Below are 24,713 nucleotides of genomic sequence, written 5' to 3'. Positions count from 1 at the left end.
GCTCGTGGCTCACTCAAGAGTTGTTGTTGGATTGAGCTCGTTCGGGCTGTGATGAGGTCGACTCAATCGGCCCGGCAACGAAGCTCGGCCATCAGCGTTCGGAGAGGCTCATCAATGCACTTCACAGCCGACTACATAGCACGGCCGCCGCCCGGTCGAGGTCCGTCACCGGTCAGGTCGACGTCTGCCCGTCGAGCGTCTCGCGCAGGATGTCTGCGTGCCCGGCGTGCTGGGCGGTCTCGGCGATGACGTGCATCAGCACCCGGCGCACGCTGCGTACCGCCCCCGGCTCGTTCCAGGGCGCCTCCGGCAGCGGATGCGTCGTCGACAGGTCGGGCACGGAGGCGATGACCTTCTCGCTCCGGGCGGCGACCTGCTCGTAGCGCTCGACGATCCCGGCCAGCGTCTCGCCGGGCAGCATCCGGAAGTCGTTCTGGTGGTCGATCGCCCACTGCGGGAACTCGCGTGCGGTACCGGCCGTGAGATCGGCCCAGGTGACACCGTCGGGCAGGTCGTAGCGCAACGCCGACGGGCCGTCGACCGCGAAGCGCATCCATCCTTCCTCGATGGACGCGACGTGCTTGATGAGGCCGCCCAGGCACAGCGCGCTGACGGTCGGGTGCTCGCCGGCCTGCTCGTCGCTGAGCCCGCGCGTCGTGTTGGTCAGGGCGGCTCGCGCGGTGGCGAGTTGGGCGAGCAGGTCGGCCCGCTCGTCGTCGAGTGGGGAGGGCGTGGTCGTGGCGGTCACGGTGATCGGGTCCTTCTGTTCGTCGTTGTCCGGTCGGCCGTCGCTGTTGTCCGGCACGGAGAACAGTCGCAGGAGAAGCGGACAGGTTGTGACCGCTTCTCGGGGCACCATGCGAGTCATGCAGAAGACCTCAGCGCGGCTGCTGTCGCTGCTCTCGCTGCTCCAAGCGCGCCGGGACTGGCCGGGGGCGCTGCTGGCCGACCGGTTGGACGTCAGCCCGCGCACCGTACGCCGCGATGTCGACCGCCTTCGTGAGCTCGGCTACCCCATCGTGGCCACCAAAGGACCCGACGGGGGGTACCGGCTCGACGCCGGCACCCAACTGCCGCCGTTGCTGTTCGACGACGACCAGGCCGTCGCCCTCGCCGTCGCGCTCCAGATCGCCACCACCACCGGTGCCGGCATCGAGGAAGCGGCGGCGCGCGCGTTGAACACCGTCCGACAGGTCATGCCCGCACGACTGCGTCGCCGTATCGAAACCCTCCGGGTCACCGCCGTCGAGCAGCCCGTGACCCGGCCGAACCGACAGGTCGACAGCGGCGTGCTCATGACGCTCGGCGCCGCCGTCCACGCCCGCGAAGTGCTGCGTTTCGACTACGCCCCCGCGTCCCCGGCGGGAACCGGCGACGGCGACCCCTCCGAGGTTCCGCCGCGCCGGGTGCAGCCCCACCACCTCGTCACCTGGAGCGGGCGCTGGTATCTCGTCGCCTGGGACCTCGATCGCGACGACTGGCGCACCTTCCGTGTCGACCGGATCACCCCGCGCACCCCCACGGGCCCCCGCTTCACCCCGCGTGAACTGCCCGGAGGGACCGTGGCCGCCTTCGTGACCAGCAGGTTCCAGGGCTCGGACGGCTCCGGCGGCTGGCCCTGCCGAGGCGAGGTGATCCTCGATCTCCCCGCTGCCGTCGTCCTGCGCCACACCCGAGAGGGAATCGTCGAGGAACTCGGCCCGGACCGGTGTCGCCTCGTCCTGGGCTCGTGGTCATGGCCCGGCCTGGCCGCCGCTCTCGGAAGGTTCGACGCTGATATGAAGGTCGTCGGGCCGACCGAACTCAAGGACGCCTTCGCGCACTTGGCCCGCCGCTACGCCAACGCCGCGAGCGACGGCTCGACAGACGGATCGACGGACGGATCGACGGACTGACGAACTGACGTGGCGCGGGAAATGCGGTGGAACAAAACCATCTATTTACTTCAATAAGGCATCCAAACGACACTCGGGGCCGTATCCGATACAAGGCACATCCCAGCGGGAGGAATGCCATGGCCATCTTCAGTGATCTCTTCCCTGCCAGACACGGTGACCACGACCACGACCACGGGAGGGACGACACCTCGGGTCATGACGAGCACTCGATGAACAGGCATCACCGCCGTCATTCCGACAACGAGGACCACCGGTCCGGTCACGACAAGTGAAAGCCGGAGCGGACCGGCGACCGGAGGACCGACCGGCGCCGGTCCGCCTCCTCGTCCGAGCGAGGGTCCACGGACGGACGAGGAACGGACGGATGACGGACGCATGCGATGAAGCGTGTCCCGAGCCATGTTCTGGGGCGGCTGCTGTCGGTGGGCGAGGAGTCCGCGCCCCTGGTGACGGCCGCGCCGCAGGTGCCGCCGCGCGAGGTGTTCCGGCGCTTTTGGCCCTACACCCGTGGCCGAAGGCGCTGGCTCGTGCCGCTCGTGCTGTTCAGTCTCGCCGGTCCCCTGGTCGACGCGGCCGAACTGTGGCTCTTCAAAATCGTGGTGGACGACGTGCTGGTCCCGCGGGACCTGCGACCGTTCCTCTGGATCGCACCGGTCTACCTGGGACTCGTCCTCGCCTCCGGCGTTCTGGGGTTCGCCGACGACATGACGGCCACGTGGGTCGGCGAAAGCTTCCTGCTGGCCCTGCGCGCCGACGTGTTCCGGCACGTCCAGCAGCTCTCGCTCGGGTTCTTCGAGCGGCGGCGGCTCGGCGACGTGCTGTCGCGCGTCACGGGTGACGTCGACGCCGTCGAGACGTTCCTGCTCTCCGGTGTGGCGGACGCCCTCTACGACATGATCCGGCTGGGCATCTTCCTCGGGCTGCTGTTCTACTTCCGCTGGGACCTGACCCTCCTCTCACTTGTCATCGTGCCGCTGTTCTGGCGCGCCGCCCGGCACTTCTCCCGGCTGGTCAGGGAGGCGTCCCGAGAGCGCAGGCGCCGCAGCGGCTCGCTCAGCGCCGTCACCGAGGAGTCACTGGGGAACGTAGCCCTGGTCCAGGCGTACAACCGGCAGAGCTGGGAGGAGCGCCGCTTCGAGCGTGAGAACGTCGGCAAGTTCCAGGCCTCGATGACCACGGCGCGCGTCCGTGCCGTCTACCGGCCCGTGGTCGAGCTCATCGAGGTGTCCGGTGGCCTCGCCGTCATGGGCCTCGGCACCTGGAAACTGGCTCAGGGCCAGCTCACACTGGGTGGACTGCTGGTCTTCCTGGCCCTGATCGGCAGGCTCTACAGCCCGATCCACGACCTGTCCCGCCTCGGCAACACCTTCTACGCCGCCTCGGCCTCCGCGGAACGGATCATCGAGTTGCTGGACCAGCGCCCCCAGGTCGTCGAGGCCGCTGACGCCCACCGGATCGGCCGGGCCCGGGGCGAGGTCGAGTTCGACGGCGTGTCCTTCCGCTACCCCGGCACGTCGGCCTTGGCGCTGTCGGAGGTGTCGTTCCACGTCTCCCCGGGCGAGACCCTGGCGCTGGTCGGGGCCAGCGGCGCGGGCAAGTCCACAGTCGCCAAGCTGCAGTTGCGGTTCTACGACCCCGACCGGGGCGCGGTCCGGCTCGACGGGACCGACCTGCGGGAGCTGGCCCTGTCCGACGTGCGGGAGAGCCTCGCGGTGGTCCTGCAGGAGACGCTGGTCTTCCACGGCACGGTGCGGGAGAACATCGCCTACGGCCGGCCCGGCGCGACGGATGCGGAGATCGTCGCGGCGGCCCGCGCCGCCGACGCCGACGACTTCATCCGGCTGCTTCCCGACGGCTACGACACGATGGTCGGCCAGCGCGGCCGGACGCTGTCCGGCGGACAGCGCCAACGCCTCGCGATCGCGCGCGCGATGATCAGGGACGCACCCGTGCTGCTGCTGGACGAACCGACCACCGGCCTCGACGCCCGGTCGGGCCTGCGCGTCATGGACCCGCTGCGCCGTCTGATGGCCGGGCGGACGACCGTGGTCATCTCGCACAACCTGCTCACCGTCCGCGACGCCACGCGGATCGTGGTGCTCGACCACGGGCGGGTCCTGGAGACCGGGACGCACGACGACCTGCTCGGGCGCGGCGGTACGTACGCCGGTCTGCACCGTCTGCACGCCGTACCCGGCCCCGCCCGGGCGGCCGGCCCGCTGCCGGGGACGGTGCCGTCGTGACCGGGGTGCGCACTCAGGTGCGGGCACCCGCGGCTGGGGAACCGGCTGCCCCGCCCCTTACCCCTGGCACCCGTCCGGCGCCGGGCTACGAGATCCTGCGGCACCTCATGCGCACGGGATGGCTGGACCTGTACGACGCCTGGAGCGACGAGCGGGCCTGCCGGTGTGTCGTCAAGGTCGTCCGTCCTGACCGCCGCGACGAGGCTCGACCGCGTGCCCGGCTGCTGCGGGAGGGCAGGTGGCTGTGCGCCTTCAGCCATCCGCACCTGGTGCGCGCGTACGAGACCCTGGAGTGGCCGGAGCCGCTCGTCGTCCTGGAGACGCTGACCGGGGAGACGCTCTCCCATCTCGTCCACCGGCTGCGACGGCGACCGGCGGCCGACGACGTGGCCCTCCTCGGCGTGCAACTGTGCTCCGCGGTCCACTACCTGCATGGCCGAGGCCTGCTGCACCTGGACCTCAAACCGTCCAACGTGGTGGTGGACTGCGGCCATGCGAAGGTACTCGACCTCAGCGTGGCGCGGCCGCCCGGGCGCGCACCGGCCGGATTGGGTACGTTCCGCTACCTCGCGCCGGAGCAGGCGCGCGGCGGCCCGCTGACAGCCGCTGCCGACGTGTGGGGCGTCGGCATCACGTTGTACGAGGTGGCGAGCGGCGACGTGCCCTTCGACCCCCGCGGGATCGCGGAGAGCACGGACGACGGAGATCACCACTGGTGTCCACAGCTGGAGGTGACCGCACCGCCGGTCGGCTCGCGGCGGCGGCTGCCCCGCGCACTCGCGTCGGCCGTCGACAGTTGCCTGGAGATGGACCCGTCGACCCGGCCGACGGTCACCGAACTGGCCGCGTCGCTCGGCGCGATCCTCCCGGGGTACGGCCCCCGCACGCCCTCGACAAGGGAACCGGGAACCGGAGACGTCGCTACGTTTCCCCGCCCGTCATGAGGTCGGCGGTGGCGAGCACGGTGCCGTCGGGCGACGTCAACCGGGCGCCGGACAGGGCCGCGGGGTCGACGGGTGTCGGGCCGCCCCAGAACCCGCTGCCCTCGTGCAGGGTGAAGGTGCCCACCCGGACCGTGCCGCCGTCGCGCCGCTCCAGCAGACAGGAGACCATGCCGCTGTACCGGGTGTGCGCACCGGTGAAGTCGACGGTCATGTACATCCAGCCCGGGGAGCCCACATGGGCGTACACCTCGCCGGCCGACTGCCTGGGGACCGCGGCCGAGGTCAGATCGCCATGCAGCATCTCGGCCTCCTCGCCGGTGGACCGGGAGGCGCCGGCGACCACGTTCTCGATCGCCGTTCCGACCGCCCAGCCGCCGAATCCGACGGCGAGGACGAGCGCGGCCACCGCGGAGGCGAGCCGGAGCCGAAGCCGCTTACCGAAACCCCTGCGCCGGGCGCCCGACCCGTGGACGCGCGCCCGGCCGTCCTGGGGCGGCGTCGCCTGGGTCAGCGCCTGCGCCACCCGGGTCTCGAAGCCGACCGGCGGCTCACAGCCCGGCAGCAGTCCGATCAGCCCGTCGCCGACGAGTGTCAGCTGCTCGACGTATTCACGGCAGTCCGCGCATCGGTCGAGGTGGGCGACCGCTGCGGCCCGCTCGCGTCCCGGCAGTATGCCGAGGGCGAGTTCGGCGCCGATCTCCCGCAGCTTCTCGCAGGTCGTGTCAGTGGACATGGTCGCCTCGCTTCGGGGACGCGAGCGTGGTGCGCAGCTTCCCCATCGCGGTCCTGATGCGCGTCTTCGCGGTGCCCAGGGGGATGTTCTCCCAGTCGGCAACCTGCTGGGCCGTCATGCCGTAGATGCTCGCCATCACCAGCGCGCGGCCCTGTTCGCGGGGCAGTTCCGCCACCGCCGCCCGCAGCTGGGAGGACGCCTCGTCGGCCAGGACGTGCTGTTCGGGGGTGTCACTGATGACTCCCAGGATCGCGTCGAGGTCCTCCGGCGCCACCGGTTCCGGCCGCCGCGCGCGCACGGCGTCGATGGCGAGGTTGTGCGCGATCGTCGTCAGCCAGGTCTTCACCGAACCGCGCCGCGCGTCGTAGATCTGCGCGTGCCGCCAGGCACGTTCGAAGGTCTGCTGGGCGATGTCCTCGGCGAGCTGTGTGTCCCCGGTGACGGCGACCGCGACGCCGAAGACCGTGTGCTGGAACCTCCGTACGAAGGTGACGGCCAGCTCCGGGTCGCCGGTGGCCAGCCCGGACAGCAGAGCCTCGTCCGGGAGACGGCCCACGGGGAACCGCAATCTCGACATACCCATATATACGGCCCGCCCTCGCCAGGAGATTGCCCGGCTGTCACGGAACCTCACCCTCCGATTCTCCCGCGCTTGCGCCTACGCGGCGCGGGCGACGGCGGGTGCGACGGGCGGAGGACATGGGCCGGCACTCAGGGTGACCGGGACGGTCACCGAAGAGTGCGGTCGGACCGTGACCGTGGTGGCGCTCTCGGTCAGCCAAGACCTGTCGGCCGTGCTCCCGCCGGGATGCTCAGTGGCCGTAGGGCGGCTCGAAGCATCCGGTCTCCAAGTACGGGCCGTTGGTCGTCACCCCGTAGTTGGACTTCTGCACAAACGCCGTGACACAGGCGTCGTCATGGACGCGAAGGCCGACCAACGCTCCCTCGGGCGTGACTTCGTGACCGTCCGTGTAGCGCGAGAACATCGCCCGGACGGTCAGGGTCCCGTCGAGCGGTTCCCCCTTCGCCCCGGTCCGCTCCTCCTCGTAGCCGAGCGGGAGCAGTGCCGCACGCACCGTCACGGGGTCCCACTTCTTCTGCTCCCACAGCCGCTTCAGAACCGGCCTGATGCGATCGGCTTCCTTCGCCGCGTCCAGTGCACTGGCGGGAGACATGTCTCCCGGGCGGCGGTAGCCGTTGTTCTCGTTGTAGTGAGGAGCACCGTCGCCGGCCCCCGGTTCCACGTACGGCGAGGCTCCCGACGCGCCCGAAGCGGCGCTCCGAGGTGAGCTCGTGGCGGCTCCGGCCGACGAGTCCGTGGCGTGCTGCTCGCCGCAGCCGTTGAGACACAGGACGGCGGCAAGGACCAGCCCCGTCATCGTTGCGCTACCGCGCCGACCAGACATCGAAAGAGGCATGACATGACTCTGCCATGCCGGGTGGGGCCGTGTGTCGACGGGCACCGAACCGGCACCCGACGCACTCGCCGATCACGGCGACCCCCTGAGCGCACCGAGCGTGACCGCGTCGCTCGTACCAGTAACTGCGGTCATACGCAGGGCAGTTGATATGGGAAGCTGTCGTCAGCCGCTCGTGGGCAAGGTCGTCGGGGCGGTCGTCGAAAGGAGCGCAGCGTGAGGCAGGACGACTTCCGCACCGCGGAGATAGACACCAGCAGGCCGCACCCTGCGCGGATCTACGACTACCTGCTGGGCGGCAAGGACAACTACGAGGTCGACCAACGGGCCGGCGACCAACTCGCTTCCGCGGCGCCCGAGGTGCGGATCGGTGTGCAGGCCAACCGCGCCTTCCTGCAACGCGCCATCCGTTACGTCGTCAGCAGCGGCGTCCGTCAGATCCTCGACGTCGGTACCGGGCTGCCCACCGCCCCGAACGTGCACGAGACCGCCCAGCAGGTGGCCCCGGACGTGCGCGTCGCGTATGTCGACAACGACCCGATCGTGAAGGCGCACGGCGACGCACTGCTCAGCCGCTCCGGCGCGACCAGCATCGTACTGGCCGACCTGCGCGACCCTCGGGCCATCATCGACCACCCGGACGTCCGCCGGGTCATCGACTTCGACGAACCGGTCGCCCTGCTCCTCGTCGCCATCCTCCACTTCATCACCGACGCGGAGAAGCCCGAGCAGGCCGTCGCCACCCTTCGCGACGCGCTGCCGGCCGGCAGCTTCCTTGTGCTCTCGCACGCCACGGGCGACTTCGCCGACCGCAGCGAAGCCCAAGCCGTCTACAACAACGCCACCGCGACGCTGAACCTGCGGACCCGCATCGAGGTCGAGCGGTTCTTCGACGGCTTCGAACTGGTCGAGCCCGGCCTGGCCCAGGTCCCGTTCTGGCGCCCGGACGCCACGCCCCCGGCAAGGTCCGACGAGATCGGCTTCTACGGGGGCGTGGCTCGCAAGACCGGCTGATGTCGACCGTGTCGCTTCGGGGCGGCCACCCGGTTCCTGTCCGGTATGGGGATGGGTCTCGGTTCTTCTCCTGACCCGGGTGGTCCCGGCCGGCGCCGGGACAACTCCTCCCCCGCCAGGCGACGCGGTGGATGCGCTCGGCCAAAGCGCTGGGATCACCCCTCGGCGTGCGCCTGTTCCAGCTCGTAGGTCCCCGGCAGGTCGCGTTCGCGGCGCATCGGGCTCATCACGAGGATGAGCCAGCAGGGCGCGACGAGACCCGTCATGATCCACATGGCCGGCCGGTACCCGACCGTGTCGCCGAGCACGCCGCCGAGCAGGGACCCGACAGGAATGGTGCTGTGGTTGATCATCATGGCCGTCGCCACGACCCGGCCGAGCATGTGCGGCGGGCAGTAGGTCTGCCGGAAGCTGCCGACCACGATATTGGCCACCGAGATCCCGATTCCGACGAGGAAGCCGCCCATCGCGAACAGCAGTAGTCCCGGCCCCGTCGTAGTCATCGGCATCAGCAGCGCGAAGGGCGCGGTGACGGCCTGGAGGAGAAGCAGCCCGCGCGCGCTGCCGAACCGCCGGCTGAACCTGCTGGCCATCAGGGCGCCCACGATGCCACCGACACTGCCGCTGGTCAGCAGCATCCCGACCAAGGCCGGGTTCAGCCCGACGGTGCGAACCAGGAACACGACCTGGACCGCCTGGTAACCCATCAGCGCCATGTTGATCGCGGCGCCCCAGGTGACCATGGGACGCAAGTACGGGTCCCGGCCCACGAACCGGAGCCCTTCGATGATCTGCCGTCGGAGTGGGGCGCGTTCCTCGTCGGGAGCACGGTCCGGCTCGACCACCTCGATCCGCTTCAGGCAGACCGCGGAGATCAGGAACGTCACCGCGTCGGCCAGGAGCCCGGTGACCGCGCCGAACGCCTGGGCGAGCAGCCCCGCCACCCCCGGCCCCGCGACCCGGACGGCGGACTCGCTGCCCTGCAGTTTGGCGTTGCCTTCCAAGAGGTCACGGCCGTCGAGCACGATCCGGATGTACGAGTGGTAGGCGGTGTCGAAGCACACCGCCGCGGCACCGCAGATCAGCGCGACGACGACCATGTGCTGAAGGGTGAGCGCGTCGAGCCACACCGCCGACGGAATGCTCAACAGCGCCGCGCCGGCCACCAGATCACAGGCCATCATCAGTGGCCGTTTGCGTATCCGGTCCACCCATGCGCCCACGGGCAGACCCACCAGCAGCCAGGGCAGCCACACCGCCGCCGCAAGAAGACCGACGGCGGTGGAGTCGGCGTCCAACACCTCGACCGCGATCAGCGGCAAGGCCACGGCGGTGACGCTGTTGCCCAACCCGCTCACGGATTCGCCTACCCAGAGCAGGCGGAAATCCCTTTGGGTGAGTACTCCCCACCCCGTTCGGGGCCGGTCCGGTGTTTCATTCATCGGGTCCACCCGAGGCATCATGCCGTGAGCTCCCACAACCCGCCCTGCCGGTTTTCCTCGTGTGTACGGCAGGCGTGCTGGAGATCCGGGTGAGACACCGTCACACCCCGGTCGATGACGGGCCGTTCACCTGCCGAAGCTCGGGCGGGGCGGCTGCGAGTCGGTTCTGACGTCCCACGCGTGCTCGGTGCACGCGTGGGCCGTGACACGAACCTCAGCCGACCTCGATGAGCAGGTCGCCGCCTTCCACCTGCTGAATCCGGTTGATGGCCAGCCTGGTCACCCGGCCGGCCTTCGGGGCGGTGATCGAGGCTTCCATCTTCATCGCCTCGATGGTGGCCACGGTCGCACCGGCCTCCACCTCGTCTCCCTCGGCGACCCCAAGCGTCACCACACCGGCGAACGGCGCCGCCACGTGCCCGGGGTTGGCGCGGTCGGCCTTCTCTGTCACCGGTACGTCGGAAGCGGCCGCGTTGTCACGGACCTGGATCGGCCGCAGTTGACCGTTCAGGGAGGACATCACGGTGCGCATACCGCGTTCGTCCGCCTCGCCGATGGCCTGGAGCTCGATGAGAAGCCGCACGCCGGGCTCGAGGTCGACGGCGTACTCCTTGGCGGGGCGCAGCCCGTAGAAGAAGTCCTTGCTGTCCAGCACGCTGGTGTCGCCGTAGGCCTGGCGGCGGGTCTCGAAGTCGCGCGTCGGCCCGGGGAACAGCAGCCGGTTGAGGGTCGAGCGCCGGGACTTCTCCAGGCCCGTACGGTCCTCGGCGGTCAGCTCCTGCACGGGCTTGGCCGCCGCGCGGCCCTGGAGCGCCTTGGTGCGGAACGGCTCCGGCCAGCCGCCGGGCGGGGTCCCCAGTTCGCCGCGCAGGAAGCCGATGACGGAGTCGGGGATGTCGAACCTGTCAGGTGTCTCCTCGAAGTCCTCGGGCCGCACCCCGGCACCGACCAGATGCAGGGCGAGGTCGCCGACCACCTTGGACGACGGGGTGACCTTGACCAGGCGGCCCAGGATTCGGTCGGCCGCCTCGTACATCGCCTCGATGTCCTCGAAGCGGTCGCCGAGGCCGAGGGCGACCGCCTGGGTGCGCAGGTTGGACAGCTGGCCGCCGGGGATCTCGTGGTGGTAGACGCGTCCGGTCGGCGAGGCCAGCCCCGCCTCGAAGGGCGCGTAGATCCTTCGGACGCTCTCCCAGTACGGCTCCAGGTCACCGACGGCTCCCAGGTCCAGGCCGGTGGGGCGGTCGGAGTGGTCGGTGGCGGCGACGATCGCCGACAGCGACGGCTGTGAGGTGGTGCCCGCCATGGAGGCGACCGCGCCATCCACCGCGTCGGCACCGGCCTGGATCGCGGCGAGGTAGGTGGCGAGCTGACCGCCCGCGGTGTCGTGGGTGTGCAGGTGCACCGGCAGGTCGAACTCGCGGCGCAGCGCCGACACGAGCGTGGCCGCCGCGGGTGCCCGCAGCAGACCGGCCATGTCCTTGACGGCCAGGACGTGCGCGCCCGCGTCCACGATCTGCTCGGCGAGACGGAGGTAGTAGTCCAGGGTGTAGAGCCGCTCCGACGGGTCGGACAGGTCGGAGGTGTAACACAGGGCGACCTCGGCGATCGCCGTCCCGGTCTCCCGTACGGCGTCGATGGCCGGCCGCATCTGGCCGACGTCGTTGAGCGCGTCGAAGATGCGGAAGATGTCGATGCCGGTGGCCGCGGCCTCCTGGACGAAGGCGTCGGTCACCTCGGTCGGGTACGGCGTGTAGCCCACGGTGTTGCGGCCGCGCAGCAGCATCTGGAGGCAGATGTTGGGCACGGCCTCCCGCAGGGCCGCCAGGCGTTCCCAAGGGTCCTCGGCGAGGAAGCGCAGGGCGACGTCGTAGGTGGCGCCGCCCCAGCATTCCAGGGACAGCAGCTCGGGCAGGGTCCGGGCCACGGTCGGGGCGACGGCGAGGAGGTCCTTGGTGCGCACCCGGGTGGCGAGCAGGGACTGGTGGGCGTCGCGGAAGGTGGTGTCGGTGACGCCGATGGTCGGGGACTCGCGCAGCCGGCGGGCGAAGCCTTCCGGGCCGAGTTCGACGAGGCGCTGCCGGGAACCCGCGGGTGGCTCGCCCGCGGGCAGCGGCGGCAGCTTGGTGACCGGGTCGATCAGCTCGGGGCGTTCGCCGTGGGGCTTGTTCACCGTGACGTCGGCGAGGTAGGTGAGCAGCTTGGTGCCACGGTCGGCGGAGTGGCGGGCGGTGAGCAGGTGCGGCCGCTGTTCGATGAACGACGTCGTGACCCGTCCGGCCTGGAAGTCGGGGTCATCCAGTACGGCTTGGAGGAACGGAATGTTCGTGGCGACGCCGCGGATGCGGAACTCGGCCACCGCACGCCGGGCCCGGCCGATCGCGGCTTTGAAGTCCCGGCCCCGGCAGGTGAGCTTGACAAGCATCGAGTCGAAGTGCGCGCTGATCTCCGTACCGGCGTGGGTGGTGCCGCCGTCCAGACGGATGCCGGAGCCGCCCGGCGAACGGTAGGCGCTGATCCGGCCGGTGTCCGGGCGGAAGCCGTTGGCGGGATCCTCGGTGGTGATACGGCACTGGAGAGCGGCACCGCGCAGGGTGACCGTCTCCTGGGAGAGCCCGAGATCCGCCAGCGACTCGCCGGCGGCGATGCGCAGCTGGGACTGCACCAGGTCGACGTCGGTGACCTCCTCCGTCACCGTGTGTTCCACCTGGATGCGCGGGTTCATCTCGATGAAGACGTGGTTGCCGTCCCGGTCGAGCAGGAACTCCACGGTACCCGCGTTGCGGTAGCCGATCTCGCGGGCGAAGCGCACCGCGTCGGCGCACATCCGGTCCCGCAGCGCCGGATCGAGGTTGGGCGCGGGCGCCAGCTCGATCACCTTCTGGTGGCGCCGCTGCACCGAGCAGTCCCGCTCGAACAGGTGCATGACGTTGCCCTGCCCGTCGGCGAGGATCTGCACCTCGATGTGGCGCGGATCGACGACGGCCTTCTCGAGGAAGACGGTGGGGTCGCCGAACGCCGACGCCGCCTCACGGGAGGCCGCCTCGATGGACTCACGCAGCGCGGCCGGGTCCTCGACCCGCCGCATGCCGCGCCCTCCGCCGCCCGCGACCGCCTTGACGAACACGGGAAAACCGACGTCGTCGGCGGCACGGACCAGTTCGTCGATGTCGTTGGAGGGCGCCGAGGAGCCGAGGACCGGCACTCCGGCCGCCCGGGCGGCCGCCACCGCGCGGGCCTTGTTCCCCGTCAGCTCCAAAGTCGCGGCGTCCGGGCCGACGAACGTGATGCCCGCCTCTTCGCAGGCGCGCGCCAGTTCCGGGTTCTCGGACAGGAACCCGTAGCCCGGGTAGACGGCGTCCGCGCCCGCCTTGCGTGCGGCACGGACGACCTCCTCCACGGAGAGATAGGCCCGCACCGGGTGCCCCGGCTCGCCGATCTCGTAGGCCTCGTCGGCCTTCAGCCGGTGCAACGAGTTGCGGTCCTCGTGGGGGAAGACGGCCACGGTTCGCGCGCCCAGTTCATATCCTGCGCGGAACGCGCGAATCGCAATCTCGCCGCGGTTGGCGACCAGCACCTTGCGGAACATCCTGGATCCCTTCGGCCTGCCGGTGACGAGGACCATGCTGTCGGTGACGCCCCCGTTATGCCATGTGAACCCGGCCACTCCCGCCCGGAGGGTTGGCCCGCTCACTCTCTGGTCACGATCTCCATGCGGAAGTCGAAGACCACGTGGTCGGGTCGACGGGCCGAAGCCACCGCGTGAAACGGGTGCGTCAAGGCGCACGTGACCACTGCCCGGGGACCCGGGCAGGTCTCCCGCACATACACGCGGATGGCATCGTCCTCCTCGTACAGGCGCGTGATCTCCACTTGATAGCCGCCCGTGTTGCGGGTGCCGACCCCCACGAACACCACCATCCGCGACGCCCAGTCCCCGGCGGGCGGCTCCGACGGAGAGGACCTGTCAGATGTGACGATCCGCCACAGGCCGTTCCAGGTTTCCTGGTCCCTGACGACCGTCGCGGTCTCGACCCGCACGCCGCAGGATAGACCCTTCACCAGATGGTGGAACGCGATCTCGCCAGTGCGTCGAGGTGTCATACGTACATCCTCACGCAAGCGCTGACGCCGTCCCATACGTGCTCAGTACTGGATTCTGTGGGCCATCGGTGGCAAAGCGCCCCACGCCCGCTTGTGCCTGCCGTCCGGTCCCGCCCTCGCACCACACAATCGCCCCTGGTCAAGACGTACTGAGACGTCACGGCGGACTGAAGGGTCAGGGCCGATGGACAGAGCGGGACAGCCGGATCGCAGAGTTCTTCTCATCGGCGGCCTCGCGTCCGCCACGGTCACACTTGCGGGATGCTCACCGACGAGCGCCGCCCCGGCGGTGACCAGCGCTTCGCCCGAAGAGCGGCCGACCACGCCCGCCGCGGCGTTCACCAGACTGATGGAGGGCAACGAACGCTGGGTGAGCGGCGACCTTCGACATCCCGACCGGGATCCGAACCGTCGCCAGTTCGTGGCCCAGAAGCAGGAACCTTTCGGGTCGATCCTGTCGTGCATCGACTCCCGGGTACCGCCCGAACTCCTCTTCGACACCGGGCTGGGTGACCTGTACGTGATGCGCACGGGCGGAGCGGCCGTCGGCCCGGTGGTCACGGGTTCCGTCGAGTACGGGCCCATGACGAGCGGCACTCCGCTCATCGTGGTCCTCGGGCATCAACGTTGCGGCGCCGTCGAGGCGGCGTACAAGTCCATCCGTGACGGCAAACCGCTGCCCGGCAATCTGGAGGCGATCGCCAAGGCCTTGCGTCCGGCGTACGAGCAGGCGGTCCACGCGGGTGGTGCCGACCCGGTGCAGTCCATGGCCCGCGCACAGGTCACGCTGACCGCTGCCGACCTGCGCTCCAATCAGGACCTGGCCCCCCTCGTGGGGAAGGGCGCCCTCGCCGTGGTCGGCGCCTACTACTCGCTCGACACCGGCAAGGTGGAAGTCCTGGCCGGCGCGCCTGCCTGACCGGTCCGGGCCGCTGGCGGAGGCACGGTCGGCATGGCAGGGTCAGCCTGATCGGAAACGGGCCGGCAGTGAGGGCGAGTTCATGGAAACGCAGACGTGGGACGCGCTGGTGGAGTCGATGAAGAGCGCGTACGCCGCGGAGCTCGGCGGGGGCACCGTGCCTCGGCCGGTCATCATGCCTCTGGTACGTGGCGAGTTGGTCGGCCTGATCTGGGTTCGGCCGACCGAGCCCGGCGAGGACGCGCTCACCGGCATCGCCGAACTCGCCAACATCGCCGCGGCGGCAGGCGCCGACGAAGTCGTTCTCGCCTGGGAGACCCGCGACGTCGCCACCGCCTGCCAGTTGCCGATCACCGGCCCGGTGCCGTGTCTGAACATGGTGCACGCCACCAAGGACGGCCATGTGCTCCATCAGTTCCCCTACACCGAGCGGCTCCCGGCCCACTCCCCCGACGGCAGGGACTCGGTCGAGCCGGAATGGCAGCCCGCCATCGAGCCGCGGCCGGGCGGCGAACTGCTCCTTCCCGTCCAGGCCGCGGTCAACTACTCCTTCATCCCGCTCGAGCTGGACCACCCCTCCCCCTTCGGCGTCACCGTCGTCCTGATGGAAGAAGACGGCTACAGCGTCCGCCTGAACGAGGCGTTCGCTCGCTGACCGCTCACTCCGGTCAAGCACGGAACCCGGCGCCTTGAGCGCCTCCTCGGTGCCGGTGGTCTCCGCGAGAGAAGGAGGAGCGCCGGTGGATTGCATGGGCACCGTGCGACGGCTTGCAGCGACGGCGGAGCAGGACGCCGCCGCGGGACCAGGGCCGCGAGCCCGGTGACGGTCAGCGCCGCCGCGCACACGGTGCGAATGCGGGCCGCGTTCAGATCACTGCGCAATTCCAAGGGAGCCACAGGGAAATAGCCTCGGGTTCCAAACCCAGGGGCCGACTGAAACGCATGAACATGGACTTCAATGTGCGCCTGGAGCGCGGCAAGGAGACCCGGCCCAGCCCGTCCGTGGTCGACTCGCTGGCCTACGCCCTCCTGCTGGAGGAGGCCGAGCACGAGCATCTGCGCAGCCTGCCCGCCCTCGCCCAAGCTCTCGGCACCGACGGAGGTCGCGTTCGGGTGACGTCACTTGGGGAGAGGCGTCAGACTCGGTGGGGCGGAGGCCCTGTCGAAGGAGGTGGGCGGGCACGTGCGGACATCCAGCCCAATCCGTCTCCGGTCGGCGGTCTCGTGGCTGCGCGACCACGATCCCGAGCTGGCGGCGACACGGCGTGCCGGGCGGACCGCGATCGTCATGCCCGCTCTGTTCGCCCTGTGTGGCCAGGTCATCGGCTCAGCGACGATGGCGACCTTTGCCGCGTTCGGTGCGTTCTCGATGCTGCTGCTCGTGGATTTCACCGGTCCGATGGTGCAGCGGCTCCGCGCCCACCTCGGCCTCGCGGTGGCGTGGGCCGTCCTGATCTGTCTCGGTACGCTCGTGGCCGACGAGACCTGGCTCGCGGTCGCCGCCATGGTGGTCATCGGTTTCCTGGTGCTGTTCTCCGGCGTGGTCAGCTCCGTCCTCGCGGGCGCCTCGACCGCGCTGCTGCTGGCCTTCATCCTCCCGGTGACCTCACCCGTCCCGTTCGCTGAGCTTCCCGAGCGGCTAGCGGGAGCGGGCCTCGCGGCAGCCGCCGCCATGCTCGCGATCACCCTGCTGTGGCCCCGTCCCACCACGGACCCCCTCAGCGCACCCGCCGCCCGGGTCTGTCGTGCGGCCGCCGAGCAGCTGCGCACCGACGCGTCAATCCTGGGGGGCGGGCCCGGCGCGCCGAGCACCGTCCAGTGCCGTACCAGAGCCGACGAGGCCGCCGCCGCGGCGGCCGAGCTGCGCACCGCCTTCGACGCCACCCCCTACCGCCCCACCGGCCTGTCCACCGGCTCGCGCGCCCTCGTCCGCCTGGTCGACGAACTGACCTGGCTCAGCAGCATCCTGGCCGACAGCGCGCCCCCTCTCGACGGTCACCCGGCCTGCGACATCGACGCCCAGTTCGTACGGCGGGCCGCCGCGGCCGTACTCGATGAGGTGGCCACGCTGCTCGACGCCCCGCGCGGCTCGCCGGACAACCTGCACGCCGCCTCGGAGCACCTGCGCAGGGCCATGGCGGACATGGAGCACAACGCCACCACCAGACTGCCCGTGGGCCGGGGCGGAGCCGGCACCCCCTCACAGGTGCACCCGGTCATCGGCGCACTGGACCTTTCGTTCCGCGCGCAGGAGCTCGGCTTCGCGACGCTGCAGATCGCGGACAACGTGGACCTGTCCGCGGCCGCCGAACGCCGCGGCTGGTCCGAACGCCTGCTGGGCCGGGAGCCCGGTGCCGTGACCCAACCGCTGGCGGCGGCGTGCGAGCGGGCCGCCGCCCACCTTCAGCCGCAGTCGGTCTGGCTGCACAACAGTCTGCGGGGAGCACTCGGCCTGGGTATCGCTGTCGGCCTCGCCAACGTGACCAGCGTCCAGCACTCGTTCTGGGTGCTCCTGGGAACCCTGTCGGTGCTGCGCTCGAACGCCCTCAACACCGGGCAGAACGCGGTCCGCGCGGTGGGCGGCACCCTCGCCGGTTCGGTCATCGGCACCGGGCTGCTGCAACTCATCGGACACCACGGCACGGCGCTCTGGTTCCTGCTGCCCCTAGCCGTGTTTCCTCGCCGGCATCGCCCCCGCCGCCATCTCCTTCGCCGCAGGTCAGGCGTCATTCACCGTCACCCTCGTCATCCTGTTCAACATCGGCCATGATCCCGACTGGCACATCGTGCTGCTGCGGATCCAGGACATCGCCATCGGCTGCGCGGTGAGCGTGCTGGTGGGCCTGTTCTTCTGGCCGCGCGGCGCCACGGCGGCCGTCGACCGGGCGCTCGCCGAGGCGTACACGGACAGCGCCCGGTACCTGGCGGGCGCGGTGCAGTACGCCATCGGTCAGTGCGGCACCGCGCCCGCGTCGGACGAAGTCGCGCTGCGGGAGGGCGTCGAGGCGGCCGCCGCCGCGCGCAGGCTCGACGACGCGTTCCGCAGCTATCTGGCCGAACGCGGCGCCAAACCGGTGCCCCTGGCCGATATGACCACCCTGGTCACCGGTATCGTGGGGCTGCGCCTCGCGGCGGACGCGGTCCTTGGCCTGTGGCGGCGTGCCGGCGAGCTGGACAGTGAGCCGAACCGGGCCGAGGCCGGACTCGTCCTGCTGAGCGCCGCGGGCCAGATCTCCGGCTGGTACCGGGATCTGGCCGCCGGCCTCGGCCGCGACACCACCGTCCGGGATCCGCTGCCGCGCAACCCCGCGGCCGAAGCGCAGCTGGTCGAATCCCTCCGCCGCGACCTCAGCGACGAGCGCGGGCAGGCCACGGACACGGCCGTCCGCATGATCTGGACCGCCGACCACCTGGACGCCGCCCGCCGGCTCCAGCCGGCCCTGGCCGCCGCGGCGACGCCCGAAGGGCAGTCCTGATCCGGGGTAGCGCACCGACCCCCCGAGGTGCGTGCGTGAGCGGAGGGGTGGTGGGTGGTCCGGGCCGCGCCGACGCGACGGAGCGCTGCCCCGTGTCAGACCGCGGCCTTCGAGGGGGCCGGCAGGCGGCCCGGGTCGAAGGCGGTGGCGCTGAGGGTGCCGTCCACGGTGATCAGGCCGAAGACCGGGTACCCGGTGATGTCGAAGGCCTCGCCGAGCGGCCCGTCACCGGGCTCGACCACGACGTGGGCGACCTCGGACAGCGCCGTCACCTGCTCGCGTGCCTCCTCCTCGGTGCCGTGCACGACGGCGAGGACGCTGCGACCGGTCTCGCGGGCGGTGGTGCGGGCCTGCTCCACGAAGAGCGGCAGCCGCTCCTTGCAGGCACGGCAGTCGGGCGAGAAGAAGCCGAGCATGGTCTCGCCGAGGCCTTCGCGGGTGATCCGCTCACCGGCGGTGGTGACGGCGGAGAAGCCGGGGACGGCGGAGCCGGCCGGGATGATCAGGCCGTCCACGACCCTGTCGGACTTCTCGTCGGCCTGGGCGCGGAGTTTGCGTATGACGCCGAAGGTGAGCAGCAGGTTCAGCAGACAGAGCAAGGCGATGAGGACGACGGCGGTGACCAGAAAGGGCATGGGTGACTCCGGGGTCTCGTGTCATCGTGGGGCGGGGTGTCCGCCCTTCGGAATCGCGGGGTGCGAAGGCGCGGCGGCTCGAACGTGTGCCGCGCGCCGTGGTGCGGCGGCTGCGGCTTGTGCGTCGCGCTGGCCGCCACGGTGGTGCGGGAACTTCGACCACGTGGGACATCAGGATGGTTGTCGCCTACGGGGCGGATCGGCGGACGCGTCCCGAGGGGCGTGGGGCGCCGTCGTCGAACAACGTGCCCAACTCGTCCGTGAAGATCACGAGCAGAGCGCCCACCAGCGCACCGAATGCCGCGATGAGCACGCCCGCCGCCTGGGTCGGCGCCGGTGTTCCCGCGAGCGCGGCGGCCAGGCCGAACGCGGCGAGGACGAGCAGCACGCCGTTGCGGATCACATGGCGGCGGCCGATCGGCGCGGTGGAAGCGCCGAAGCAGGCGCAGGACGCCTTGGTTCCGGTGCGGAGCGTACGGAGGATTCCGGCGGTGAACGCGGCGAGCAGCAGCAGTGTCAGGACGAACCCGGGCCCGCCGCCGGGCCCCAGGGTGAGCAGCACCACCGCGGCGCACTCCCCCGCTACCACGGCCACTGCCACGGGGCGGCTCAGGCGGGCCGGAACGCCCATGGAACGGGCGGAGTCCTCGAAGCCGCGGAAGGCCGCGGCGCCTCGTAGTTTTCCGGTCGCGGATGCCGCGAACACGATGCCGACGAGGAGTCTGACGGCAAGTAGGGCGTAGGCCACGAGCAGCTCTCACCTCCCGGGACGAGTGGATCAGAGGCAATGTAGCCCCAAGTCGACATGAGCAACAGTGGCCCCTTTCCACCCACATCTCCACAGGTGAAACTGGAAGCAATCCGTCAACTTCCGCACCCTTGCGCTCAATTGGCCTCGCAACATACCTTCTGCACCGGCCGGACCTTACCCCTGGTCCGGTCTTCACCCTACGAGGGAGGTCCGTGATGACCCGTGTGATCGGCACGATGGGCGACAAACTGCTGGGCATGCTGCTGAAGGAGGACCGGGCCGGCGCCTGTGTCCCGGAGCACGGCACTTTCTGCAAGTGCACGAACCATGTCCGGTACGTCTTCAGCTGCAACGGCCCCTGTGTGAAGGACGGCACCTGCTGACCCAGCCGCCATCCCATCCCGACACATCACGTCGCACGACCAGGAGGTAGTCATGGGGCGATTGATCGGCACGATGGGCGACCGGCTGCTGCGGCTCGTACTCGACGAGCAGCCTGCGGGGGCCTGCATCCCCGAGGTGGGTCAGCTCTGCTATTGCAAGGGCGGACACCAGTACCGATTCGCCTGTAACGGTGTGTGCACCAAGCGCAGCAACACGTGCTGATGACGCACTCCGACCCACCTGCCGGTTCCCCGGAGGCGGCTTCGCCTCCGGGGAACCGGCTGCGGGCCCGCGCCGCGTGGGCGGCGGTCACCCTCCAGTTCCGCGGCACACCCGTCGGCGCCTCGCTGCTGTTCGGGGTGACCGTGGGAGTCGGGGTGACTCCGGCCGCCGCCGCCTGGCTCGCCAAGCTGCTCTTCGACGAGCTCGGCCGCGGCGCCCACGCCGACGCGGGGCACGCCGTCAAACTCGGCATCGCCACGGCCGCACTCGGGGCGCTCTCCGCCGTCCTTCTGCAACTGGCCGCCTATTTAGATGAGTTGGTGCGCAGACGGCTCGTCGTCGAAGTCGAAAGGACCCTGTTCGCCAAGGTCGACGAGTTCCGCGGACTGCGGCGGTTCGAGGACCCCGCGTTCCACGACCGGCTGCGGCTCGCCCAGCAGGCCTCGGAGGACGCACCGCACAACATCACCATGTTCACGCAGGAGGCCGTGCGTTCGGTGGCCGCGCTGAGCGGCTTCACGGGCGCCCTGCTCGCCGTCTGGCCCCCGATGGTGGGCCTTTTGTTCCTCGTCGGCGCCGCCGCACTGCTGGCCCGGTTGTCGCTGGCCCGCCGCCAGGTGGCGGTCTGGGAGTTGACCTCGGCCCGGCTGCGCCGACACCTCTTCTACCGCTCGCTGCTGACCGACCCCCGCGCCGCCAAGGAGATCAGGCTGTTCGGCCTCGGTCGCTTCCTGCACGGCCGACTGGTCCGCGCGCTGAGCGACGCCACCGAAGCCGAGCTCGCGGTGGCCCGGCGTGGCGCCCTGGTGCAGTCGGGCTTCGCCGCGCTCAACGCCCTGGTCGCCGGGCTCGGTACGGTCATCGTGGTCGCGGGCGCGGCCCGCGGCAGATTCACGGTCGGCGATGTGACGTTGTTCATAGCCGCCGCCGCGGGAGTGCAGGGGGCGTTCACCGGGATCGTGCTGCAGGCCGGGTCGGCCGCGGAGGGCGTCCGGCTCTTCGGCCACTATCTCGACCTGCTCGACACCCCCGACGACCTGACCAGGGGCGAGGCCCCTGTACCGGCGCTCACCGGGCGAATCGAACTGCGCGACGTCTGGTTCCGCTACGACACGTCCGGCCCCTGGGTGCTGCGCGGGGTGAACCTGACCGTCCCGGCGGGCACCGCGATGGGCCTGGTGGGCCGCAACGGTGCCGGCAAGAGCACCCTCATCAAGCTGCTCTGCCGGTTCTACGACCCCGAACGCGGCACGATCTTCTGGGACGGCACCGACATCCGGACCATGGACGTGGCCGAGCTGCGCCGCCGGATCGGCGTCACGTTCCAGGACTACATGACGTATGACCTCTCCGCGGCCGAGAACGTCGGCATCGGCGATCTGCCGTACCGCGAGGACCTGGAGCGCATCCGCGACAGCGCGAGACTCGCCGGCATCGACACGACCCTGCGCAACCTCCCCGACGGGTACGAGACCCAGCTCAGCCGCGTCCACCTCGACGAGGAGGACGGCACCGCCGGGGTCACCCTCTCTGGCGGGCAGTGGCAACGGGTCGCGCTGGCCCGCTCGTTGATGCGCGGCGACGCCGATCTGCTGATCCTGGACGAGCCCAGCTCGGGTCTGGATCCGGAGGCCGAGCACGAGGTGCACCGCACGCTCAGTCGTCACCGCCGCGGCCGGACCGCGCTGCTGGTCTCGCACCGGCTCGGCGCCCTGCGCGAGGCGGACGCCATCGCCGTACTGGTCGACGGCCGGATCGCCGAACTCGGCTCCCACGACGAGCTGATGGCCCTGGGCGGCGGGCACTACGCCCGGCTGTTCGGCCTCCAGGCGGCGGGCTACGCCGAGCGCGGCGACCGGCGCAGGACCACGGAGGCGGCCACATGAGCCGCCCGGAACGGAAGGCGGTCATATGACGGGGGCCGGACGGACCACGCTGGCGATGGCGGCGGGCGCGGGCCTGCTGCTCCTCTCCGTACGCGTACTGCGTTCACGCGTCGCCCTGATCAGGGTCACCGGATCGAGCATGGCCCCAACCTTCGCCGACGGCGACCGGCTGCTGGTGCGGCGCACCACACGCGTACGGCGCGGCGACGCGGTGGTCTTCCGCAACCCCCTCCCGTTCGGCGACGGCGACGACGCCCTGGCCTGGCTGGTCAAGCGGGTCTCCGCGCTGCCCGGCGATCCCGTGCCACCCGACGTACGCGACATCGTCGGCGCCCCGGACGGCGGACTGGTGCCGTCCGGTTCCCTGATCGTCCGAGGTGACGCCGCCCGCACACAGGACTCCCGCCACTTCGGTTACGTCCCCGAGTCGTCCCTGCTGGGCGTGGTTCTCACCCGCGCCCCCGCACCGGAATCGTCACCAAGGTGAAGCTGCCGAAGCCTCCCGGGCCGCCCACCGCGACAACCGTTGCCGGTCGGTGTCCGGGAGCGGCGCGACGGACAGCTCGATCTGCTCGGTGAACCGTGCGGTCGTGCGCGCTCAGCCGGAACGGGAAGTGCCGGACGCCTCGTTCGCGGCGCGGCGGTACTCGGCGTTGATGCGCTGCGCTTCCTCGAGTTGGTCCTCGAGGATGACAATGCGGCAAGCAGCCTCGACCGGGGTCCCCCTGTCGACGAGTTCGCGGGCTCGAGCGGCGATCCGGAGCTGGTAGCGGGAGTACCTCCGGTGCCCGCCCTCCGAGCGGAGCGGAGTGATCAGACGGGCTTCGCCGATGGCTCGGAGGAAGCCGGGAGTGGTGCCGAGCATCTCGGCGGCCCGGCCCATCGTGTACGCGGGGTAGTCGTCGTCGTCCAGGCGACCACTCAGTGGAGTATCTGCTGTCATTTCACCTCGTTGTGCAACGCGTCGAGGGGCCCCGATGCCGTACGGCACCAGGGCCCCGAAGGAAATTGAACACCATCTGCCGGCTCTACTGCTCTGCCGACCTCTTGTTTCCGCTACCTGGCCCCGGTGAGGGGGCGGGAATGCGGGGTCGCGGATGCGTGACCGGGGACCACCTTCCATTCCGGGGTCTTGCGGCACCCGGCCTCGTGCTCGTCGGCCGGGTGATCCTGATGGCGCCTGCTCCTTCCGTTCTTCCTCTGAATCAACTCACTTGCCAGGCCGGTGCGGCCGTCGGTCTCGTCACCGTCCCGCTGACAACTTGGCTTCGAGACTCCACAGTCACCCGACCTGCGGACTTCTGCACTACTAGAGAAACACTAATCACGCAACCGCCCAATGTCTACTGTGTCAAACATAGACTTTTGGTGTCCCGAGGCATAGATACGCTCTGTCCTGTGGAGCTTCTGGGTAGGTGACGGCGTGGGCGCGGCGATCGGCCGGCTCCGGCGCCCGGATCGCGCACCGAATAGAATCGGCTTTCATGTCGAACCCTGACGAGCTGCTCGTGGATCTCTGCGCCCTGGTGGAGTCCGAGCAGAGCAATCAGATGTCATTGACCGTGGTGGCCGGCGGTGCCGTCATCACAGGGCGGCTGGCTCCCGAAGCCGTGTGGAGGGAGCGCGTCTCGGACGTCCTGAAGGACTCGGACCGACTCGGCCCCTTCTCCGACGTCTTCTCCGCCGACCGGACAGTGGGCCGACCCGAGCATGGCGGGGCCCCCACGCATCTGCACTTCCACCTCGCCCGGATCCTGCAGGGCAGCGTCGGGATTCCCGAGACGGGCGGGATGTATCGCGTCGCGATCAAGGACGTCAGTGCCTGGACCGTGGGCGACTTCAGTTACTCCGACCAGTGAGGAGGGCCCTGCCGGCGTATGTCGGCAGGGCCCTCCTCACTGTCCTGGCGTCAGCTTCCGCCAGTCCTCCATCGGCTTCCGCCGGTTCTCACGGTTCCACCGGCATGCAGCTGCCGAGCAGCGCCGACGCGGTCTGCAACGGCGTCAGGACGCGCGTGGCGGGCGCGGGCTCGAGGGCGCCTCGGCAGGTGAAACCGAGGCGTGTCATGGCCCGGGTGACTTCCCCGCTGGTGAAGTCACGGCGGTCCTGCCTGGTGATGACTTCGCCCACTTGCTTGACCGGGTAGTGGCGACGGCCGATCAGCACGGACTCACCCGTGACGGGCTCGGGCTTGACGCCCTTCATGGAGGCAAGCACCCCGCTCTTGGAGAGGTCGAAGGGAAACCGGGCGATGACGCAGCGCATGATGCCTCGCAGGGAAGGAAGAGGGAGGAACGGGGCCGATGCCGATCGGGCGAGGCGGATCAGCGGGAGAGGGCGGGGGCGCACGGGCCGCGGCCCTGTTCCCCGGCGACGACAGACAGGGCACTGAGCTGCGGACGCCGCGTCGCGTGCTCGGCTTCGAGCGCGGTCGTGACGGGCGAGGCGAACGGTCCGCCGGCGTCGAGGACGTCCCGTACCCGGACCCGGTCCGTGTACGCGGGGTTGTCGCGGACCAAGGCGAGTTGGGCCCGCGTGACCGAACCTGTGCAATGTTCGTCCTGGTCGCACAGGAGCAGGTACCCGACACGGGCACTGGCCATCAGGAACAAGGCCACCTCGACGGTCATGTCGTCACCGACCC

Annotated in this window: 26 protein-coding genes and 1 pseudogene; 15 read left to right on the top strand and 12 right to left on the bottom strand. The window is 70.4% G+C overall.

All coding sequences use genetic code 11. From position 1 onward, the window contains the following. Window positions 1-172 precede the first annotated feature (172 nt). The gene (locus OG819_RS33530; protein WP_266638775.1) at window positions 173-748 is read right to left on the bottom strand and encodes a DinB family protein; all 576 of its coding nucleotides are present in this window, start codon (window positions 746-748) and stop codon (window positions 173-175) included. 118 nt (window positions 749-866) lie between these two features. Between OG819_RS33530 and OG819_RS33525 the strand changes: the two genes are divergently transcribed. From OG819_RS33525 to OG819_RS33510, 4 genes are all read left to right on the top strand, one after another. Further along, a complete protein-coding gene (locus tag OG819_RS33525) occupies window positions 867-1,895 on the top strand; it encodes a YafY family protein (protein ID WP_266652361.1) in 1,029 nt (342 codons plus the stop codon). A gap of 119 nt (window positions 1,896-2,014) precedes the next feature. Next, window positions 2,015-2,170, top strand: a complete 156-nt coding sequence (locus tag OG819_RS33520; protein WP_266638556.1) for a hypothetical protein — start codon at window positions 2,015-2,017, stop codon at window positions 2,168-2,170. A gap of 108 nt (window positions 2,171-2,278) precedes the next feature. Beyond that, a complete protein-coding gene (locus tag OG819_RS33515; protein WP_266652359.1) occupies window positions 2,279-4,141 on the top strand; it encodes an ABC transporter ATP-binding protein in 1,863 nt (620 codons plus the stop codon). Next, window positions 4,138-5,085 (top strand): serine/threonine-protein kinase, encoded by a 948-nt coding sequence (locus tag OG819_RS33510; protein WP_266652357.1) that lies wholly within the window; start codon window positions 4,138-4,140, stop codon window positions 5,083-5,085. The genes OG819_RS33515 and OG819_RS33510 overlap by 4 nt, the downstream gene beginning before the upstream one ends. On the opposite strand, the gene OG819_RS33505 is transcribed toward OG819_RS33510, so the two are convergent. The 3 genes from OG819_RS33505 to OG819_RS33495 form a co-directional block, all read right to left on the bottom strand. Beyond that, on the bottom strand, window positions 5,063-5,818 hold the full coding sequence (locus tag OG819_RS33505) for a zf-HC2 domain-containing protein (RefSeq protein WP_266652355.1): 756 nt from the start codon (window positions 5,816-5,818) through the stop codon (window positions 5,063-5,065). The genes OG819_RS33510 and OG819_RS33505 overlap by 23 nt on opposite strands. After that, window positions 5,808-6,395 (bottom strand): RNA polymerase sigma factor, encoded by a 588-nt coding sequence (locus tag OG819_RS33500; RefSeq protein WP_266418791.1) that lies wholly within the window; start codon window positions 6,393-6,395, stop codon window positions 5,808-5,810. Before OG819_RS33500 ends, OG819_RS33505 begins: the two co-directional genes overlap by 11 nt. 235 nt (window positions 6,396-6,630) lie before the next feature. After that, window positions 6,631-7,197, bottom strand: coding sequence for a hypothetical protein (locus OG819_RS33495; protein ID WP_266652353.1), 567 nt, complete (start codon window positions 7,195-7,197; stop codon window positions 6,631-6,633). A 255-nt stretch (window positions 7,198-7,452) separates the two neighbouring features. Between OG819_RS33495 and OG819_RS33490 the strand changes: the two genes are divergently transcribed. Next, on the top strand, window positions 7,453-8,250 hold the full coding sequence (locus OG819_RS33490; protein ID WP_266652351.1) for an SAM-dependent methyltransferase: 798 nt from the start codon (window positions 7,453-7,455) through the stop codon (window positions 8,248-8,250). Between the two features lie 155 nt (window positions 8,251-8,405). Here the strand turns inward: OG819_RS33490 and OG819_RS33485 are convergent, their stop codons facing one another. From OG819_RS33485 to OG819_RS33475, 3 genes are all read right to left on the bottom strand, one after another. After that, the gene (locus tag OG819_RS33485) at window positions 8,406-9,692 is read right to left on the bottom strand and encodes an MFS transporter (RefSeq protein ID WP_266652349.1); all 1,287 of its coding nucleotides are present in this window, start codon (window positions 9,690-9,692) and stop codon (window positions 8,406-8,408) included. Window positions 9,693-9,906: 214 nt separating this feature from the next. Further along, window positions 9,907-13,281, bottom strand: a complete 3,375-nt coding sequence (locus OG819_RS33480) for a pyruvate carboxylase (RefSeq protein ID WP_266652347.1) — start codon at window positions 13,279-13,281, stop codon at window positions 9,907-9,909. A 101-nt stretch (window positions 13,282-13,382) separates the two neighbouring features. After that, entirely contained in the window at window positions 13,383-13,832 is a 450-nt protein-coding gene (locus tag OG819_RS33475) for a protease complex subunit PrcB family protein (protein WP_266652345.1), read from the bottom strand. A gap of 253 nt (window positions 13,833-14,085) precedes the next feature. Here OG819_RS33475 and OG819_RS33470 point away from each other — a divergent pair, with 253 nt between their 5' ends. The 5 genes and pseudogenes from OG819_RS33470 (at window position 14,086) to OG819_RS33450 (ending at window position 18,191) form a co-directional block, all read left to right on the top strand. Next, entirely contained in the window at window positions 14,086-14,715 is a 630-nt protein-coding gene (locus tag OG819_RS33470; protein WP_266652343.1) for a carbonic anhydrase, read from the top strand. An 82-nt stretch (window positions 14,716-14,797) separates the two neighbouring features. Continuing rightward, the gene (locus tag OG819_RS33465) at window positions 14,798-15,370 is read left to right on the top strand and encodes a hypothetical protein (RefSeq protein WP_266652341.1); all 573 of its coding nucleotides are present in this window, start codon (window positions 14,798-14,800) and stop codon (window positions 15,368-15,370) included. A 287-nt stretch (window positions 15,371-15,657) separates the two neighbouring features. After that, window positions 15,658-15,789: pseudogene (locus OG819_RS33460) on the top strand (transcriptional regulator); the annotation flags it as partial. A gap of 109 nt (window positions 15,790-15,898) precedes the next feature. Beyond that, window positions 15,899-17,485, top strand: coding sequence for an FUSC family protein (locus OG819_RS33455; protein ID WP_266652339.1), 1,587 nt, complete (start codon window positions 15,899-15,901; stop codon window positions 17,483-17,485). Between the two features lie 16 nt (window positions 17,486-17,501). After that, entirely contained in the window at window positions 17,502-18,191 is a 690-nt protein-coding gene (locus OG819_RS33450) for a hypothetical protein (protein ID WP_266652337.1), read from the top strand. A 95-nt stretch (window positions 18,192-18,286) separates the two neighbouring features. On the opposite strand, the gene OG819_RS33445 is transcribed toward OG819_RS33450, so the two are convergent. Together OG819_RS33445 and OG819_RS33440 are read right to left on the bottom strand one after the other, a co-directional pair. Then, on the bottom strand, window positions 18,287-18,826 hold the full coding sequence (locus OG819_RS33445) for a hypothetical protein (RefSeq protein ID WP_266638567.1): 540 nt from the start codon (window positions 18,824-18,826) through the stop codon (window positions 18,287-18,289). Between the two features lie 187 nt (window positions 18,827-19,013). Next, window positions 19,014-19,574, bottom strand: a complete 561-nt coding sequence (locus OG819_RS33440; RefSeq protein ID WP_266638568.1) for a MauE/DoxX family redox-associated membrane protein — start codon at window positions 19,572-19,574, stop codon at window positions 19,014-19,016. Between the two features lie 218 nt (window positions 19,575-19,792). Here OG819_RS33440 and OG819_RS33435 point away from each other — a divergent pair, with 218 nt between their 5' ends. Genes OG819_RS33435 through OG819_RS33420 form a run of 4 tightly spaced genes read left to right on the top strand, consistent with a single transcriptional unit; the run spans window position 19,793 to window position 22,556 of the window. After that, on the top strand, window positions 19,793-19,960 hold the full coding sequence (locus OG819_RS33435) for a hypothetical protein (RefSeq protein WP_168514971.1): 168 nt from the start codon (window positions 19,793-19,795) through the stop codon (window positions 19,958-19,960). A 52-nt stretch (window positions 19,961-20,012) separates the two neighbouring features. Further along, on the top strand, window positions 20,013-20,183 hold the full coding sequence (locus OG819_RS33430; RefSeq protein ID WP_266638569.1) for a hypothetical protein: 171 nt from the start codon (window positions 20,013-20,015) through the stop codon (window positions 20,181-20,183). Further along, window positions 20,183-22,069 carry an ABC transporter ATP-binding protein gene (locus tag OG819_RS33425; protein WP_266652335.1) on the top strand — a complete coding sequence of 629 codons (1,887 nt, stop codon included), beginning with the start codon at window positions 20,183-20,185 and terminating at the stop codon, window positions 22,067-22,069. Before OG819_RS33430 ends, OG819_RS33425 begins: the two co-directional genes overlap by 1 nt. Before the next feature lie 25 nt (window positions 22,070-22,094). Beyond that, window positions 22,095-22,556: a S26 family signal peptidase gene (locus OG819_RS33420; RefSeq protein ID WP_266638571.1), complete on the top strand. Its 462-nt coding sequence runs from the start codon at window positions 22,095-22,097 to the stop codon at window positions 22,554-22,556. A 111-nt stretch (window positions 22,557-22,667) separates the two neighbouring features. On the opposite strand, the gene OG819_RS33415 is transcribed toward OG819_RS33420, so the two are convergent. Next, window positions 22,668-23,012, bottom strand: a complete 345-nt coding sequence (locus OG819_RS33415) for a MerR family transcriptional regulator (RefSeq protein WP_266418758.1) — start codon at window positions 23,010-23,012, stop codon at window positions 22,668-22,670. Between the two features lie 541 nt (window positions 23,013-23,553). Here OG819_RS33415 and OG819_RS33410 point away from each other — a divergent pair. Continuing rightward, complete coding sequence (locus OG819_RS33410) at window positions 23,554-23,928, top strand: hypothetical protein (RefSeq protein ID WP_266579307.1); 375 nt, start codon at window positions 23,554-23,556, stop codon at window positions 23,926-23,928. Window positions 23,929-24,016: 88 nt separating this feature from the next. Here OG819_RS33410 and OG819_RS33405 read toward each other — a convergent pair whose 3' ends face one another. Continuing rightward, window positions 24,017-24,334 (bottom strand): SCO5918 family protein, encoded by a 318-nt coding sequence (locus OG819_RS33405; protein WP_266638572.1) that lies wholly within the window; start codon window positions 24,332-24,334, stop codon window positions 24,017-24,019. Between the two features lie 59 nt (window positions 24,335-24,393). Next, a complete protein-coding gene (locus tag OG819_RS33400; protein ID WP_266652924.1) occupies window positions 24,394-24,699 on the bottom strand; it encodes a hypothetical protein in 306 nt (101 codons plus the stop codon). Window positions 24,700-24,713: the final 14 nt, after the last annotated feature.

It is taken from the genome of Streptomyces sp. NBC_01549 (assembly GCF_026339955.1).
In the GTDB taxonomy this organism is placed as follows: domain Bacteria; phylum Actinomycetota; class Actinomycetes; order Streptomycetales; family Streptomycetaceae; genus Streptomyces.
This window is presented reverse-complemented; position numbering and strand designations above follow the sequence as displayed.